We start from the raw sequence: 15381 nt of genomic DNA, 5'->3' as shown, positions 1-15381 counted from the left end.
TGGATTCACTCTCCCTGGAGGGGTGTTTCGGAGCCGTGCTGGAGGGAGCGCCGGACGGAGCTCTCGATGGCCGCGGCGATCCGGGCGGCCGGTGCCGGGTCGAGCACCTCGGCGTGGGCGCACGCCAGTTCGTGCACCTCGACCGCTGCGGCGGCGCGCCGCCAGGCTTCCGCCTTCGTCCCGGTGGGGATGGCCTCGGGGTCACGGGTGGCGGCGAAGAGGGACACGGTGCCGTCGTACGGGGACGGCACCCACGCGCGGCCCAGGACGACGTGCTCGGCGATCGCGCCGGACAGGGCGGCGAGGCGGCGCGCGCCGATCCCGTCGAGTGCGGCCCCCTCCTCCTTGAGGATGCGCCGGGCCTCTTCCTCGACGACGTCAGGGGCGAGCGGCGTACCGGCCACCTCCGGTGGCTTGGGCATGGCGTCGACCACGGCGAGCAGCGCGACCTCCTCGCCCGCCGCGCGCAGCCGCACCGCCATCTCGTGCGCGACGGGTCCGCCGAAGGACCGGCCGAGCAGGAGGTACGGGCCGTGCGGCCGGACGCCCCGGACGCGCTCGACGTACGCCTCCGCCAACTCGCCCACACTGGCGTGCGGTTGGTGAGACTCCTCGGTCAGGGCCGGGGCCTGCAGGGCGTACACCGGTCGGGCGGGGTCCAGGTGCGGGAGCAGGGCCGTGTAGGCCCAGCCCACGCCGAGCCCCGGGTGCACGCAGAACAGCGGGACGCCGTCGCCCTCCGCGCGCAGGGCGAGCAGCGGGGCCAGGCTCTCGGCGGTGTCCCGCGCCGGGCCGTCCAGGCGGGCGAGCAGCGCGGCGGGCGTCGGCGCCGCGAAGAGCGTCGCCACCGGGACCCGTACGCCCCAGGCCGTCTCGATGCGGCCCACCAGGCGCAGCGCGCTCAGCGAGTGCCCGCCGACCGCGAAGAAGTCGGTGTCGGGACCAGCCTCCGCACCCCCGAGGACCTCGCCGAACAGCGCGCACAGCTCCTTCTCGCGGGCGGTGCGCGGAGCACGCGAGGGCGCTGCCCCGGTGCCGGGTTCGGGCAGGGCCGCCCGGTCGGTCTTGCCGTGCGGGGTCAGCGGCACGGCGTCGACGCGGGCCCAGGCGGTGGGCAGGAGGTGCGCGGGAAGGAGTCGGGCGGCGGCCTCCCTGACCCGCTCCAGCGGATCGCCGTCGGCGACGGGCGAAGCCACCGGCGCGTCCGGTGCCCCCTGCCTCTCCGGCAGTCCCTCGGCGCCCGCCGGCCCGGCACCGTCGGCGATGACCACCCACGCCGCCAGCCGCTTCCCGCCGCCCGGGGCGGGTACGGCGGCGACCACCGCGCGGGTGACGCCGGGGCAGGCCGCCAGGGCCGCCTCGACCTCGGCCGGCTCGACGCGGAAGCCGCGGATCTTCAGCTGGTCGTCGGCGCGCCCGGCGAAGACGAGGGTGCCGGACGGGGCCCGGCGGGCGAGGTCGCCGGTGCGGTACATGCGGGTGCCCGGCGGACCGTACGGGTCGGCCACGAAGCGTTCGGCGGTGGCGCCGGGGCGGCCGAGGTATCCATGGGCGAGCCCCGCCCCCGCGATGTACACCTCCCCCACGCACCCGTGCGGGACGGGCCGCAGGCGGGCGTCGAGGACGTGGACGCGGGTGCCGTCGAGCGGGTGGCCGATCGGGACCGGTCCGCGGGGGGCGGGGCGCCCGACGGGGTGCGTGGTGGCGAACACCGTGGTCTCGGTGGGTCCGTAGCCGTTCACGACCTGCGTGCCGGGGCAGTGCTCCTGGACGCGGCGCACCGCTTCGGGGTCCACGACGTCGCCGCCGGTCCACACCTCCCGCGCCCCGCGCAGCGCACCGGGCGCCAGCTCCGCGACCGTGCGGAACAGCTCGGCGGTGAGCCACAGCGCGGTGACGTGCCGCTCGGGCAGCACCCGCGCGAGCAGGGCGGGCGTGACGGGCCCGGCGGGGCAGACGACGACGGTGCCGCCGTTCAGGAGCGGGACCCACACCTCGTAGGTGGCGGCGTCGAAGGTGTGCGGGCTGTGCAGGAGCACGCGGCGGTGCGCGTCGCCCCCGAAACGGCTGTCCGCGGCGAGTTCGACGAGGGCCCGCTGGGGAACGGCGACGCCCTTCGGTTCGCCGCTCGACCCGGACGTGTACATCACGCAGGCCGTGGACCCGGGACGCGAACGGTCACCGAACGGCGACTCGGGCGACGCTCCCCGTACGGACAAGTGGCGTACGTGCGGCGGCAGTTGTACGGGGTGTGCCGGGTCCTCGTCCGTCAGGACCAGCTCCGCCGACGCCTCGTCCAGGAGCCGGGCCAGCCTCTCGCGCGGCTGTGCCGGGTCGAGCGGCAGCCAGCACGCGCCCGTCTTGAGCACCGCGAGCTGGGCGACGACCAGGGACGGGGAGCGGCGCAGCAGCAGGCCCACGGTGGCCCCGGGGGCCGTCCCGGCCGCGGCGAGGCGGCGGGCGAGGCGGTCGGACTCCTCGTCGAGCCGGGCATACGTCATGACCTCGCCGTCGGCCTCGACGGCGGGCGTGTCCGGCGTACGGGCCGCCTGCGCGGCGAACCGCGCCGTCACGGTCGCCGGCACGGCCCCCGGCCCGCCCTGGTCACCTTGATCGGCTTGATCGCTTTGATCGGCTTGATCGCTTTGATCGGCTTGATCGGCTGGGCCTCCGGCCGCCCCCGCCACCAGCTCCCGGTGCTCCTCCACGGGCAGCACGTCGATCCGGTCGGCCGGTGTCTCCGGGTCGCCCGCCAGCTGCTCGAAGGCCCGCACCACCCGGGCCGCGACGGCGGAGGCCGAGAGGCCGCGGCGGCAGCCCACGGCGAGGAGCATCCGCTCGCCCGCGACGACGGCGAGCGTCACCGGGTAGTGCGTGGCGTCCTGGACGTCGACGACACGGACCGTGCCGGGCCCGTCCTGGGCGGCCTGGCTGCCGCGCGGGAAGTTCTCGAACGCGAGGACGGAGTCGAAGAGTTCACCCGATCCGGATCCGACGCCGGTCCCGGCACCGGCAGCCTGCGCCACGTCCGCGAGCCGCACGTGATGGTACGCGCCGAGGCGTGCCTGCTCGTCCTGGACGCGGGACAGGAGGGCGGCGACGCTCTCCCCTTCGCGGAGCCGGATCCGCACGGGGAGCGTGTTGATGAACAGGCCGACCATCTCGCCGGCGCCGGGCAGGTCGTGCGGGCGGCCCGACACGACCCCGCCGAAGACGACGTCCCGGGCGCCGGTCATCCGGGCGAGCACCAGGGACCAGGCGGCCTGCGTCAGGGTGTTGAGGGTGACGCCCGCGTCGGCGGCGCGGCGCACCAGGGCTGCGGTCAGGTCGGCGGTGAGCCGCACGCGGACCGTGTCGACGCGGGTCGCGTCGTGCTCCCCATCGCTCTCTCCCCCGGTGGCGGGCTCCCCCGCGCTCACCGCCTCGGCAGCGAGCGGCGCGGGCCTTTCCAGGCCGTCGAGCGCCTCGCGCCAGGCCGCCTCCGCCAGGGCCCGGTCCTGGCGGCTCAGCCAGAGGGCGTACTGACGGTAGGGCACGGCGGGCGGCAGGGCGGTGCCGGAGACGAGGGCCGCCAGGTCCCGTTCCAGGATGGGGATCGACCAGCCGTCGAGCAGGATGTGGTGGAAGGACAGGACGAGTTCGTGGCCCGTGTCGTGCCGGGCGAGCGTCGCGCGGACCAGCGGCGGGCGCGCCACGTCGAAGCGGCGCGTGCGGTCCTCGGCCAGCAGCCGCGCGATGCCGGACTCGACGTCGTCGGGCGCGCGGCCCGTCAGGTCGGCCTCGGCCCAGGGCAGGGTGACGGTGTGCGGGATCACCTGCACCGGGCGTTCGAGGCGTTCGTGGCGGAAGCAGGCGCGCAGGTTGGGGTGCCGTTCCAGGAGGGCGGTGAGCGCGGTGCGCACGGCGGCCGGGGCCACGGCGGGGCCGATGCGGAAGCGGGCCTGGACCAGGTACGGGTCGGGTCCCTCGGCGTCGCGCACGGCGTGGAAGAGCAGGCCCTCCTGGACCGGGGTGAGCGGCAGGACGTCCGCGATGCGTCCGCTCGTGGGCCTTGTGCCGGCCGGGTGTCCGCTCATCGGGCGGCCTCCGCACCGGGGTCGCCGTCGAGCAGCCCGTCCATGTCACCTTCCAGCATGGCCAGTTGGTCGTAGGACAGGTCCACGAGCGGGAAGTCGGAGGGGGTGGCGCCGACCGGCCCGCCCTGTTCCGTCTCCCGTATGAGGGTGTCGAGCGCCTCCTGCCAGAGCCGGGCGAGCTCGCGCACGTCGTCCCGCGCGAGGATCCCCTCGGCGTACGAGAAGGTGGCTTCGAGGCGCAGCCCGTCGCCGCCGCCCGTACTCCCGGCCCCGCCCGCGGCCTCCGCGGCCTCCGTGGCCTCCGTGGTCTCCGTGGCGAGGACGTCGATCTCCAGGGCGTGGCCGAGCGGCACCGCGCCGGGGCCGCCGTCGAGCAGGGTGCCGCCCGCCGCGTCGCCGGACGCGAGGCGGCCGAGGTAGTTGAACCGCACGTCGGGTACGGGGAGTCCGGCGAGCTCAGGGGCCGTCTTCGGGTTGAGGTGGCGCAGGAGGCCCCAGCCGATGCCGCCGTCGGGCACGGCCCGCAGCTGCTCCTTCACCGACTTCAGGGCGTCGCTCGTGGCGGCGCCGCCCGATGTGCCGTACCGCCCGGCGCCCCCGGCTCCCCCGGCTCCCCCGATGTCGAGGAGTACGGGGTACTGCGTGGTGAACCAGCCGACCGTGCGGGACACGTCCGCGGGACGCGACAGTGTCTCCCTGCCGTGCCCTTCCATGTGCACCAGCAGGCCGGTGCCCGAGCCCCGGTGGCGTACGGCCGCGAGCGCCAGGGCGGTCAACAGGACCGCGTCGGCGCCGCAGTTGTAGGCGGCGGGCAAGGTGGTGAGGGCGGCCGTGGTGAGGTCGACGGGGAGTTCGACGGTGACGGTCGCGCGGTGCGCGCCGGCGCCGCGGCCGTCGGCGATCCTGGCGTCATCGGCGGTGGCGGGCTCCACCTGCCGCTGCCAGTAGGAAAGTTCGGCTTCCCGCTCCGGACGCACGGCCTCTTCGTCGAGCAGATTGGCCCAGCGCGGGAAGGAGGTCCCGGGAGGCGTCGGCGCCGCCCCGGTGTCCTCTCCGGAGAGGGCGGCCGACAGCTCCGGCCCGATGATCCGCCACGAGACGCCGTCGACCGCCAGGTGGTGCAGGGTCAGGAGCAGCAGGCCCTGCCGCTCGGGGCCCGCGTCGCACCAGACGGCCCGCATCATCTCGCCGTCCTCGGGGGCGAGGCGGACCGATGCCGCCCGTACGCGGGCCAGGTCCAGGGCTTCGTCCTCCCCTGCGACGGAGACGCGCTCCGGGCCGACGCCCGCGCCCACGCCCGCCGGGATCACCTCGGCGACCTCGGCCGCCGCTTCCTCCGGCAGGAGGCGCATCCGCAGCACCCCGTGCCGTTCGGTGAGTCCGCGGACGGCGGCCCCGATCCGCACCGGGTCCGTGCCGGGCGGCACGGGGAAGGCCATCGACTGGGTGAACGCCCAGGTGTCGCCGCCCTGTTCGCGCCACCACCGCATGACGGGGGTCAGCGGGAAGCGGCCGGTGCCGGAACCGTCGGGGCCCTCGATGGCGCCGACGCCGTCCGACGACCGCGCGTGGAGAGCCAGTTGGGCCGGGGTGCGGAGCGTGAACACGTCGCGCGGGGCCAGTACGAGACCGGCGGCCGAGGCCTGCCCGGCCAGCTGGATGGCCATGATGCTGTCGCCGCCGAGGCGGAAGAAGTCGTCGTCGGCACCGGCCCGCTGCACGCCCAGGATGTCGGCGAAGAGGCCGCACAGCTCTTTCTCGCGGGCGGAGGCGGGCGCGCGCGTCGCCGTGGCGGCCCGGGGCGCGGGCAGGGCTGCGCGGTCGAGCTTTCCACTGCGGGTCAGGGGGAGTTCGGGCAGGTCCACGATGTCCGAGGGCACCATGTGGGCCGGCAGACGCGTGGCGGCGTACGCGAGGAGCGCGGTCGGGTCGACGGTCTCCCCGGGGGCGGGCACCGCGTAGCCGGTCAGCTGCGGGCGGCCCGCGTCGTCGTCGCGTACGACCGCGGCGGCCACGGACACCGTCGGGTGTCCGGAGAGCACGGACGCGATCTCGCCCGGCTCGATGCGCAGGCCGCGCAGCTTCACCTGCTCGTCGGTGCGGCCCAGGTAGTGCAGGGTGCCGTCGTCGTCGCGGAAGACCAGGTCGCCCGTGCGGTACATGCGGGAGCCGGGGGTGCCGAAGGGGTCGGCGACGAAGCGTTCGGCGGTGGCGCCCGGCCGGTTCAGGTAGCCGCGGGCCAGCCCCGCCGAGGAGAGGTAGAGCTCGCCGGCGACGCCGGTCGGCACCGGGCGCAGCCGCGCGTCCAGGACGTGGGTGGTGGTGCCCGCGACCGGGGTGCCGATGGGCGGGACCGTGCCGTCGCCGGTCAGTGGTCCGGAGAGGGTGGCGGCGACGGTGGCCTCGGTGGGTCCGTAGGCGTTGTGGAAGCGGCGGCCGCCGACGGCCCAGCGGGCCACGAGGGCGGGCGGGCAGGCCTCCGCGCCGACCGCGAGGGCGCGCAGCGCCGGGTAGGACCCTTCGGGGACGGTGGCGAGGACGGACGGCGGCACCATCGCGCAGGAGATCCGCCGCTCGGCGAGGACCCGGCCGAGCGCGGCGCCGACGAGCGGCCCCCGCGGGGGCACGACCAGCGTGCCGCCGGGCCCGAACGCCATGCACATCTCCGCCACGGAGATGTCGAAGGACGGCGAACCGAGCTGCAGCACACGGGTGTTCGCGTCCAGCGCGAAACGGTCCACGAGACTGTGGGCCAGCGCGGCGACGCCCGCGTGCGGGACCACGACACCCTTGGGGGTGCCGGTGGAGCCGGACGTGTGGATGACGTAGGCGGCGTGCGCGGGGTCGAGGGGCGGGGCGGGCACCGGGGCCTTTCCCGCGAGCGGCACACCGGGTGCGGCGCCGTCCGCAATGCCGTTCGCCGTGCCGCCCGTGTTGCCGTCCGTGATGTCGTACGACTCCCCGCACACGTCGTCGTCGAGGACGAGTCGGGGCAGGCCCGTGTCGGGCAGTACGCCCGCCGCGGCCGTGCGCGCGTCGGTGACCAGGAGCGCGGGGGCCGCGTCGTCGAGGGTGCGGCGGACACGGTCGGCCGGGTAGTCGGGGTCGACCGGCAGATAGGCGGCGCCCGCCCGCTGTACGGCGAGCGCGGCGATCGGCAGCGTCGCGCACCGGCCGAGCGCGAGGGCGACGGTCCGCCCGGGGCCCGCACCGTGCCGGGCGAAGAGCCCGGCCAACAGGTCGATGCGGTCGTCGAGTTGGGCATACGTGAGGCGCACGCCGTCACCCTCGACGGCGACCGCGTCCGGGGTGCGGGCGGCGTGCCGGGCCACTGTGCCGGGCAGCGTCTCGGGGGCGGGCGCGGCGGGGCCCGCCGACAGGGCGAGGACGCGGCGGCGCTCGGCGGCGGGCAGCACGTCGAGGTCCCGGACGAGGGCGGTCGGGTCCGCGGTGATCTGCTGGAGCAGCGCGAGATAGCTGTCCGCCCAGCGGCGCACGGCCTCGGCCGAGAACTGGTCGGTGCGGATCTCGAAGCTGCCGTCCATGCCGTCGCCGCTGTCCCGCACGACGCCGACGAGGTCGTGCTCGCCGCCGGTGTGGATGCGCTCGGGCTCGGCGAACTCGCGTACGGCGGACACGCTCGACTGCTCCGTCAGGTGCATGAACACCCACTGGAACAGCGGGGAACGGCCCGCGCTGCGCTCCGGCGCGGCGGCCGACACGATCCGGCCCACCGGCAGGTCGGCGTTGCCCATCAGCGCCGCGAAGTCGGTGCCGAAGCGGGCCAGGACGTCCGCGAAGGAGTCCTGGTCCGCGATGCGCCAGCGGGTCGGCACCGCGTTCATCACATAGCCGATGACCTGGTCGAGGCCCTTGGCCGAGCGGTTGGCGACCGGGGTGCCGAGCACCAGGTCGTCGGCGCCGGTGACGCGGTGCGCGAGGACCGCGAAGGCGGTCATCAGGACGACGTACACGGAGGCGCCGCGCTCACGGGCCAGCGCGCGGACGGCCCCGGCGGTGGGGGCGTCGACCCGGAAGCGGATCTGGACGATGCCGTCCTCGCCGTCCGCACCGTCCCGGCCGTCGTCGGCGAGCCCTGCGCCGCCGCGGCCCGGCACGGTCAGCGGTCCCGGTGGCGCGGCCAGATAGCGGCGCCAGAAGTCCAGGCGCGCCTCGAAGACCCCGGCGGCCTCCAACTCGCCCTGCCAGGAGGCGAAGTCGGCGTACTGGACGGCGGGCCTGGTCAGCCGCGGCTCGGTACCTTCGCGCAGCGCGCGGTACGCCTCGGCGAACTCCGTCTGCAGGACGTCGAAGGACCACCAGTCGGTGATGATGTGGTGCAGGCTCAGCATCAGCGTCGAGCGCCGTTCGTCGACGCGCACGAAGCGGCCGCGGATCAGGCGCTCGCCGGCGAGGTCGAACGGGCGGCGGCGGAAGGCGCGGAAGGCCTCCTCGATGGTCGTGCCGGTGCCGCGCAGGTCGTCGCGCTCCAGGACGAAGGGGCCCTCGTCGGGGAAGTCGACGCGCAGGTCGTCCGCCGTACCGGAGATGCGGGTGCGCAGGATGTCGTGGTGGGCCTGGATGAGGGTGAGCGCGGCCTCCAGATGGGCCGGGTCCACGGGGCCGTCCGACTGTGCCGGGTCCGACGCCTCCGGTGACTTCGGTGACTCCGGCGTCTCCTCGAAGTGGTAGGCACAGCAGAGGTTCAGCGCCGGGGTGCCGGGATAGAGCGACTCGTACACCCACAGGTCGCGCTGCGCGGAGCTCAGCCGCACGCTCCCGTCCGGGTCCCGGGGCGGCACGACCGCGGGGATCTCCCGGGCGCGGCCGGCCTCGACGAGGCGGCGCATGAGCCGCACCCGCTGCTCGGCGCTGAGCGCGCTGAACCGGTCGGCCATGGAGGGGGATGTCGACGTCACAGTGCGGCCTCTCTCAGTTCCGCGAGGCGGTGCAGTCCGGCGAGGACCTCGTCCCGTCCGATGCCGAAGTCGATGAAGCAGGCCACCTCGTCGACGCCCAGGTCGCGCAGGTCGGCGAGCATCTTGGCGCAGGTGCCCGGCGAGCCGAGCAGGCTGCCCCAGTTCAGGTAGCGCTGGAACGCGAACTCGGCGAGCATGCCGGTCTGTTCGTCGGTCAGCTTCTCGCCCTCCCGGCCCTGGGCGGCGCGGTTGGCGGCGGTCTGGCGCAGGTACGAGGCGAGGTACGCCTTCAGGGGCGCGGCGGCCAGGCGCCGCACCTGGGCGTCGTCGGCGCCGACGTAGGTGTGCGCCATGAGCGTCACACGGCCGTGGGTGTCGGTGCCGCCCTGGTCGGGGGCGTCGGCGCAGGCCGCGCGGTAGCGGGCGATCTTCTCGGCGAGCTCGTCCCTGCTCTGCCCGACGGTCGCGCCGAGCACACCGGCGCGCAGCCTTCCTGCGGCCTCCCAGGTCTCCGGGTTGCCGGACGTGGTGACCCACAGCGGCAACTCGCGCTGAACGGGCCTGGGCTGGGGGACGACACTGACCGGCTGCCCGGTGCCGTCCGGGTACTCGACCGGCTCGCCCGCCCACAGCCTGCGCAGTTCGGGGATGGTTCGCAGAGTGCGTTCCCTGCGGTCCTCGTAGTGGCCGGGGGCCAGGGCGAAGTCGGCGGAGTGCCAGCCGGTGGCGACGGAGAGGCCGACCCGGCCGTGCGAGAGGTTGTCGACGACCGCCCAGTCCTCGGCGACCTTCAACGGGTGGTGCAGGGGCAGGACGACGCTGCCCGCGCGGATGCCGATGCGCTCGGTGGCGACGGCGAGGGCGGCGCTGAGCACGGGCGGGCTCGGGAAGACCTGCCCCACCTGCTGGAAATGGCGCTCGGGGGTCCACACGGCGTGGAAGCCGAGCCGGTCGGCGGTGCGCGCGACGGTGAGGATGTCGTCGTACGTGTCCGCGTGCCGGGTGCCCGTTCCCGCGGGGTCGGTCCCCTCCGCGCCGGCGCCGCTGTCCGCGCCGAAGAACATCACGCTGAGGTCCACGGCCTCTCCTCCTGTTTCCCGCCGAGACGGCTCTGTTGGTCCTGTTGGCGCGGCACGCGCGGCCGCCGGGTGATGGGCGCCGGGGCGGGCCCGTCCTGGGTGGGCGTCCGCGCCAGTTCGGCGGCGAGGGCGGCGACGGTGGGCGCGGCGAAGAGCTGCGCGGCCGTCACGGTGCGGGTGCCGGTGCTGAGCCGCGCGGCGACACGCACCGCGCGCAGCGAGTTGCCGCCGAGTGCGAAGAAGTCGTCGTGGCGGCCGATGTCGGGGCCGGTGGCGGCATCGGCATCGGCATCGGCATCGGCATCGGCATCGGGGACAGTCTCTGTGCCCGCCCCGCGCGCCCCGTCTCCCGCTCCGGCACTCCGCCCCGCCAGCACGTCGCGCCAGACGGCGGCGATCTCCCGCTCCAGCGGGGTGGCGGGGGCCTCGGAGACCGCCGCGGAGGCGGCCGTCGAAGCGGCCGGGAAGGCGACCGGCGGGGCCGCGTTCCCGTCCCGCTCGTCGGCGCGGCGCGGCGGCTCCGTGGTGATGAGCCGGGTGAGCGGGGTGTCCGGTGCGGCGGCGGCCCTCTCCAGGGCCTGCGGCAGGGCGTCCGCCAGCCAGGTCACGAAGTCGGCGGCCAGGGATTCGGCGCGGTACTCGAAGGTGAGGGTCAGCCCTTCCGGTACGCCGCCGGGGCCGGTCGCGTCGGTGACGTCCACCAGGAGTTCGAAGCGGGCGGCTCCGGCGCGCACCACCTCGACGCCCCGGTCGGCGCCGGGCAGGCCGACCTCGGCGCGCGCGTTGTTCTGCAGGGCGAGGACGACGTCGGTGAACGGCTGCCTGCCCTGCGTCCGTACGGGATTGAGCTCGCCCACCACGTGCTCGAACGGCACGTCCTGGTGGGCGAAGGCGCCGAGGTCGGCGTCCCGGACGCGGGCGAGGAGCTGCCGCGCGGTCGGGTCGCCCGAGACGTCGGTGCGCAGCACGAGCATGTTCACGAAGAACCCGACGGCGTCCTCGACGCCGTCGTCGCCCGCTCGTCCCGCGACCGGCGCCCCGACCGCCAGGTCCGCGCCGGCGCCCACCCGCACGAGGGCCGCGGCGAGCGCGGCGTGCAGGGCCATGAAGAGGGTGCCGCCCTGGGCGCGGGCGGCCTCGACGACGCGGGCGTGGCTCTCCGCGTCCATGCGGCGCACGACGGTCGCCGCGGCCGGGCCCGGCACGGCGGGCCGCTCCGGACGCCTCGGCAGCAGCGGGCCCTCGGGGTCCAGGCCCGCCAACACGTCCTTCCAGTAGCCGACTTGGCGCTGTCGGAGGGATTCGGGATCGTCGGCCCGTCCGAGGCGGTCGGCCCGGCGCCGGGCGTACTCGGCGTAGGAGACGGCCAGGGGCGGGAGTACGGGGGCGTCCGCGTCACCTGCGGAGCCGGCCGCCCGTACGGCGTAGGCGCGGGACAGGTCGCGGAAGAGCGGCGCGAGGGACCAGCCGTCCCCGGCGATGTGGTGGATCAGCACGAGCAGCGCGTGCTCGTCGGGGCGGTCGCGCAGGCTGAACAGCACGCCTCGCACGGGGAGTTCGGTGGCGAGGTCGAACCGGTGCCGGGCCGCCGCGTCGATCGCCCCCGCCAGCTCGTCCGCACCGAGGGTGCGGTGCAGGAACGGTGGACGCGCGTCGACCCCGCGCGGCACGCGGCGCACCGGTGCGCCGTCGACCTCGTCGAAGACCGTGCGGAGCACCTCGTGGCGTACGACGACGTCCCCCAGGGCGTCGCCCAGCGCAGCCGCGTCCACCGGGCCGCGCAACCGCACCAGCACGGGCAGGTTGTACGCGACGCCGGCGCCGAGCCGGTCCAGGAACCACAGGCGGTGCTGGGCGTCCGAGACGGGGAGCGGCGCGGAGCCGAGGGGGCGGGATGGCCTGACCTCCGCCCCGGGCCCGGCGGCCACCGCCGCGGCGGCACGGTCCACGTAGGGGGCGAGGCGCGCCGGTGTGGACGCCGCGAAGAGCGTCCGCAGGTCGAGCTCCGCGCCGAGCGTCCGGTGCACCCGGCCGAGGACCCGCGCGGCCAGCAGAGAGTGGCCGCCCAGGGCGAAGAAGTCGTCGTGCGCGCCGACCCCGCCGCCCCCGGCGATTCCATCGGCCCCCGCGACTCCAGCGTCTCCAGCGGCCCCACCGACTCCCAGGACGTCCGCGAACAGCTCGCGCAGTGCCCGCACGGTCCGGCTCTCCTCCGTGTCGCCGAGCGCGGCACCCGACGACACGGCAACGGCCCCCGGCAGGGTCGGCGCGTCCGGCGCGGGCAGGGCCGCCCGGTCCAGCTTCCCGCTGGCGGTCAGCGGCAGCGCGGCCAGCGGCACGAACACGGACGGCACCAGGAAGTCCGCCAGGAGCCCCGCCGCATGGTCGCGCAACTCGGCCTCGGTCGGCGCCTGTTCGCGACCGGGGCCCGGCACGACGTACGCGACGAGCCGGCGCTCCCCGTCCGGTCCCGCGGGAGTGGCGAGCACGGCGGCGCGGTCGACGCCGGGGTGGCGGGCCAGGACGTTCTCGACCTCGCCCGGCTCCACGCGGAAGCCGCGGATCTTCACCTGGCCGTCGGCGCGGCCCCGGTACTCGAAGGTCCCGTCGGGACGGCGCGCCGCCAGGTCGCCGGTGCGGTACATGCGCTCGCCCGGCGCGCCGAAGGGGTCGGCCACGAAACGTTCCGCCGTCAGCCCCGCCGCGCTGTAGCCGCGCGCGAGGCCCGCCCCGGCCGCGTACAGCTCGCCGCTCACGCCGTCGGCGACGGGCGCGAGCCGCTCGTCGAGGACGTACAGCCGCTTGCCGTTCAGGGGGCGGCCGATCGGCACCGGCGCCCCGTCGCACACGTCGTCCGGGGTGATGCGGTGGACGGTGAGGAAGACCATGCATTCGACGGGGCCGTAGCCGTTGCCGAGCCGCAGGTCCGGGCGGCGCTCCAGGGCGCGGGCCACGTGCGGGGGCGACAGCGCCTCGCCGCCGACGATCAGTTCGCGCAGGCCTTCCAGGGCGCGCGGGTACTCGTCGACGACGACGTTGAAGAGGGACCCGGACAGGTACATGGACGTGACGCCGTGCGCGGCGACGAGCCGCGCGATCACCACCGGGTCGGGGCGGCCGCCGGGGTGCAGCACGCAGGTGCCGCCGCCGGTCAGCGGCCCCCACAGCTCCATCGCGAACGCGTCCCAGGAGACAGGCGCGCACTGCAGCCACACCGCGCCGGGCCCGAAGGAGGCGAAGTCCTGGCCGGTCAGCGTGGCGGTGACGGCGCGGTGCGGCGCGACGATGCCCTTGGGGCGTCCCGTGGACCCGGACGTGAACATCACGCACGCGATGTCGTCGGGCTCGGTCCGTACCGCACCGCGCGCCAACGGCCGCGCGTCCGCGGCGTCTTCGACGTGCACCACCGTCACCGCGTCGGCGCGCGACGCCTCCGGCACGCCGTCCTTCGGGGACAGCGATTCCGGGGAGGGCGTTGCCGGGGATGCCGGTTCCGGGGACGGCCGGCCCGGGGACGGCCGGCCCGGGGACGGCCGGCCCGGGGACGGCCGGCCCGGGGACGACGGCTTCCGGGACAGCAGCGCGGTGATGCCCGCGTCCGCCGCCATGCCGCGCAGCCGCTCGGCCGGGAAGGCCGGGTCGAGCATCGCGTAACCGGCTCCGGCCTTCAGTGCGCCGAGGACGGCGACGGCCAGTTCGGCGGTGCGTTCCAGGTGGATCCCGACAGTGTCTCCGCGCGTCACTCCACGCGCCGCGAGGAGGCCCGCCAACCGGGCGGCGCGGGAGTCGAGTTCGGCGTAGGTCAGCCGTTCGTCCTCGTGGACGAGGGCCGTCGCGCCGGGTGTCCGCGCCGCCTGCTCCTCGAAGAGCTCATGCACGCAGAGCTCACGCACGCAGCGCGTCATCCTTCTCACCGCCCCCGTCCCCGCCGTCGGTTCCTGCCCGTGCCGCGAGCGGGGCCTCGGACCCGGACGCGGGAACGTCCTCGGAGCCGGCCTGAGAACCGGCCTCGGAGTCGTCGACCTCGTCGATGTCCGGCAGGAGCGTGTCGATGTGCCGGATGGAGCGGCTCGCCAGGCCCCACAGCGCGACCACGACGCCCGCGGCCCCGGCGAGGAAGAGCATCCCGGCCATGCCGCTGCCCGGCTCGTCGCCGAGGAGCGGTCCGAGCGCCACGAAGACACCGGTCCCGTCGGCGGCCTGCGGCTCGAAGAGGTTGTCGGCGAGCGGCCCCGAGCACGCCATGGCCAGCGGCCCGGAGATCTGCGACAGGAACATCACCGCGCCGAAGACCCGGCCCTGCCACTCCTGGGGCACCTTGGTCTGCACGATCGACTGCATCGAGGCGTTGACGACGGTCATGAGCAGCGCGCCGACCAGCATGGCCGCGCACCAGCCGACGACGCCGCCGACCAAGGACATGCCGATCTGCGCCGACAGGCACATGCCGAGGATGCCGAGCATCATGCCGCTGCCGCGGTTCTTCGGCCCGCCCCAGGCGGCCATCAGCAGGCCGCCGAGGACGCCGCCGACGCCGATCGCGCTGTTCACGGCGGCGAGTTCGCCGTTGCCCGACTTGAGCAGGACCATGGGCTGCACGACGGCGAAGCCGAAGACCATGACGAGGTTGACCGTGCAGAAGTTCACGGTCATGTCGCGCAGGCTCGCCTGCCGGAAGAGGTAGCGCATGCCCTCGACGGCCTCGGCCGTGATCTTCGTGCGCGGGGCGCCGGCCCCCTCGGGGACCTTGTCGCCCTTCATCCGCACGATCCGGATGCCGATGAGCGCGAAGGCGTAGCTGGCCAGGTCGATGACGAGGATCGCGCCGATGCCGGACAGGGCGATCATGATGCCGCCGAGCGCCGGGCCGCAGATGCCCGCGGCGCTGCGGGCGCCCGCCAACAGACCGTTGGCGCGGCCGAGTTGGTCCTTGCGTACCAGGAGCGGCACCGCGGCGGTGAGGGCGGGCAGCTGGAAGGCGGCGGAGATGCCGAGCAGCACGGTGGCGGGGTAGACCTGCCAGGGCTCCAGGCCGCCGCCGAAGAAGTGCACGAGGGTGAGCAGGCCGACGGCGAGGATTCCGCCGACGTCGGCGATCTGCAGCGCGGACCGTTTACGGATGCGGTCAATAATCGCGCCAGCAAATGGGCTGAACAGCGCCTGCGGCAGCACGGCGCAGAGAGACAGGGCGGTGACGGCCGACGCCTGCTCGCCGGTGGACCACACCTCGATTATGAAAGCGAATCTGAGAACGGCGCTTCCGACCAGTGAGACGGCCTGTCCCGACCAGACGAGCATCAACGGTCC

The 15381-nt window shown here is 75.5% G+C and carries 5 protein-coding genes; all 5 read right to left on the bottom strand.

From position 1 onward, the window contains the following. Positions 1-5: 5 nt before the first annotated feature. The 5 genes from ACZ592_RS33300 to ACZ592_RS33280 are packed head-to-tail and all read right to left on the bottom strand — an operon-like array spanning position 6 to position 15372. Positions 6-4076 carry an amino acid adenylation domain-containing protein gene (locus tag ACZ592_RS33300; protein ID WP_471585419.1) on the bottom strand — a complete coding sequence of 1357 codons (4071 nt, stop codon included), beginning with the start codon at positions 4074-4076 and terminating at the stop codon, positions 6-8. Further along, complete coding sequence (locus ACZ592_RS33295) at positions 4073-8995, bottom strand: amino acid adenylation domain-containing protein (protein WP_471585418.1); 4923 nt, start codon at positions 8993-8995, stop codon at positions 4073-4075. The genes ACZ592_RS33300 and ACZ592_RS33295 overlap by 4 nt, the downstream gene beginning before the upstream one ends. Then, positions 8992-10074, bottom strand: coding sequence for a MupA/Atu3671 family FMN-dependent luciferase-like monooxygenase (locus tag ACZ592_RS33290; RefSeq protein ID WP_471585417.1), 1083 nt, complete (start codon positions 10072-10074; stop codon positions 8992-8994). Before ACZ592_RS33290 ends, ACZ592_RS33295 begins: the two co-directional genes overlap by 4 nt. After that, complete coding sequence (locus ACZ592_RS33285) at positions 10059-13967, bottom strand: amino acid adenylation domain-containing protein (protein WP_471585416.1); 3909 nt, start codon at positions 13965-13967, stop codon at positions 10059-10061. Before ACZ592_RS33285 ends, ACZ592_RS33290 begins: the two co-directional genes overlap by 16 nt. Next, positions 13960-15372 (bottom strand): MFS transporter, encoded by a 1413-nt coding sequence (locus ACZ592_RS33280; protein WP_471585525.1) that lies wholly within the window; start codon positions 15370-15372, stop codon positions 13960-13962. The genes ACZ592_RS33285 and ACZ592_RS33280 overlap by 8 nt, the downstream gene beginning before the upstream one ends. Positions 15373-15381: the final 9 nt, after the last annotated feature.

This window comes from Streptomyces sp. NPDC040622 (assembly GCF_055593965.1).
Note: the sequence above shows the minus strand (reverse complement) of the source record. Positions and strands in the feature narration are given on the sequence as shown.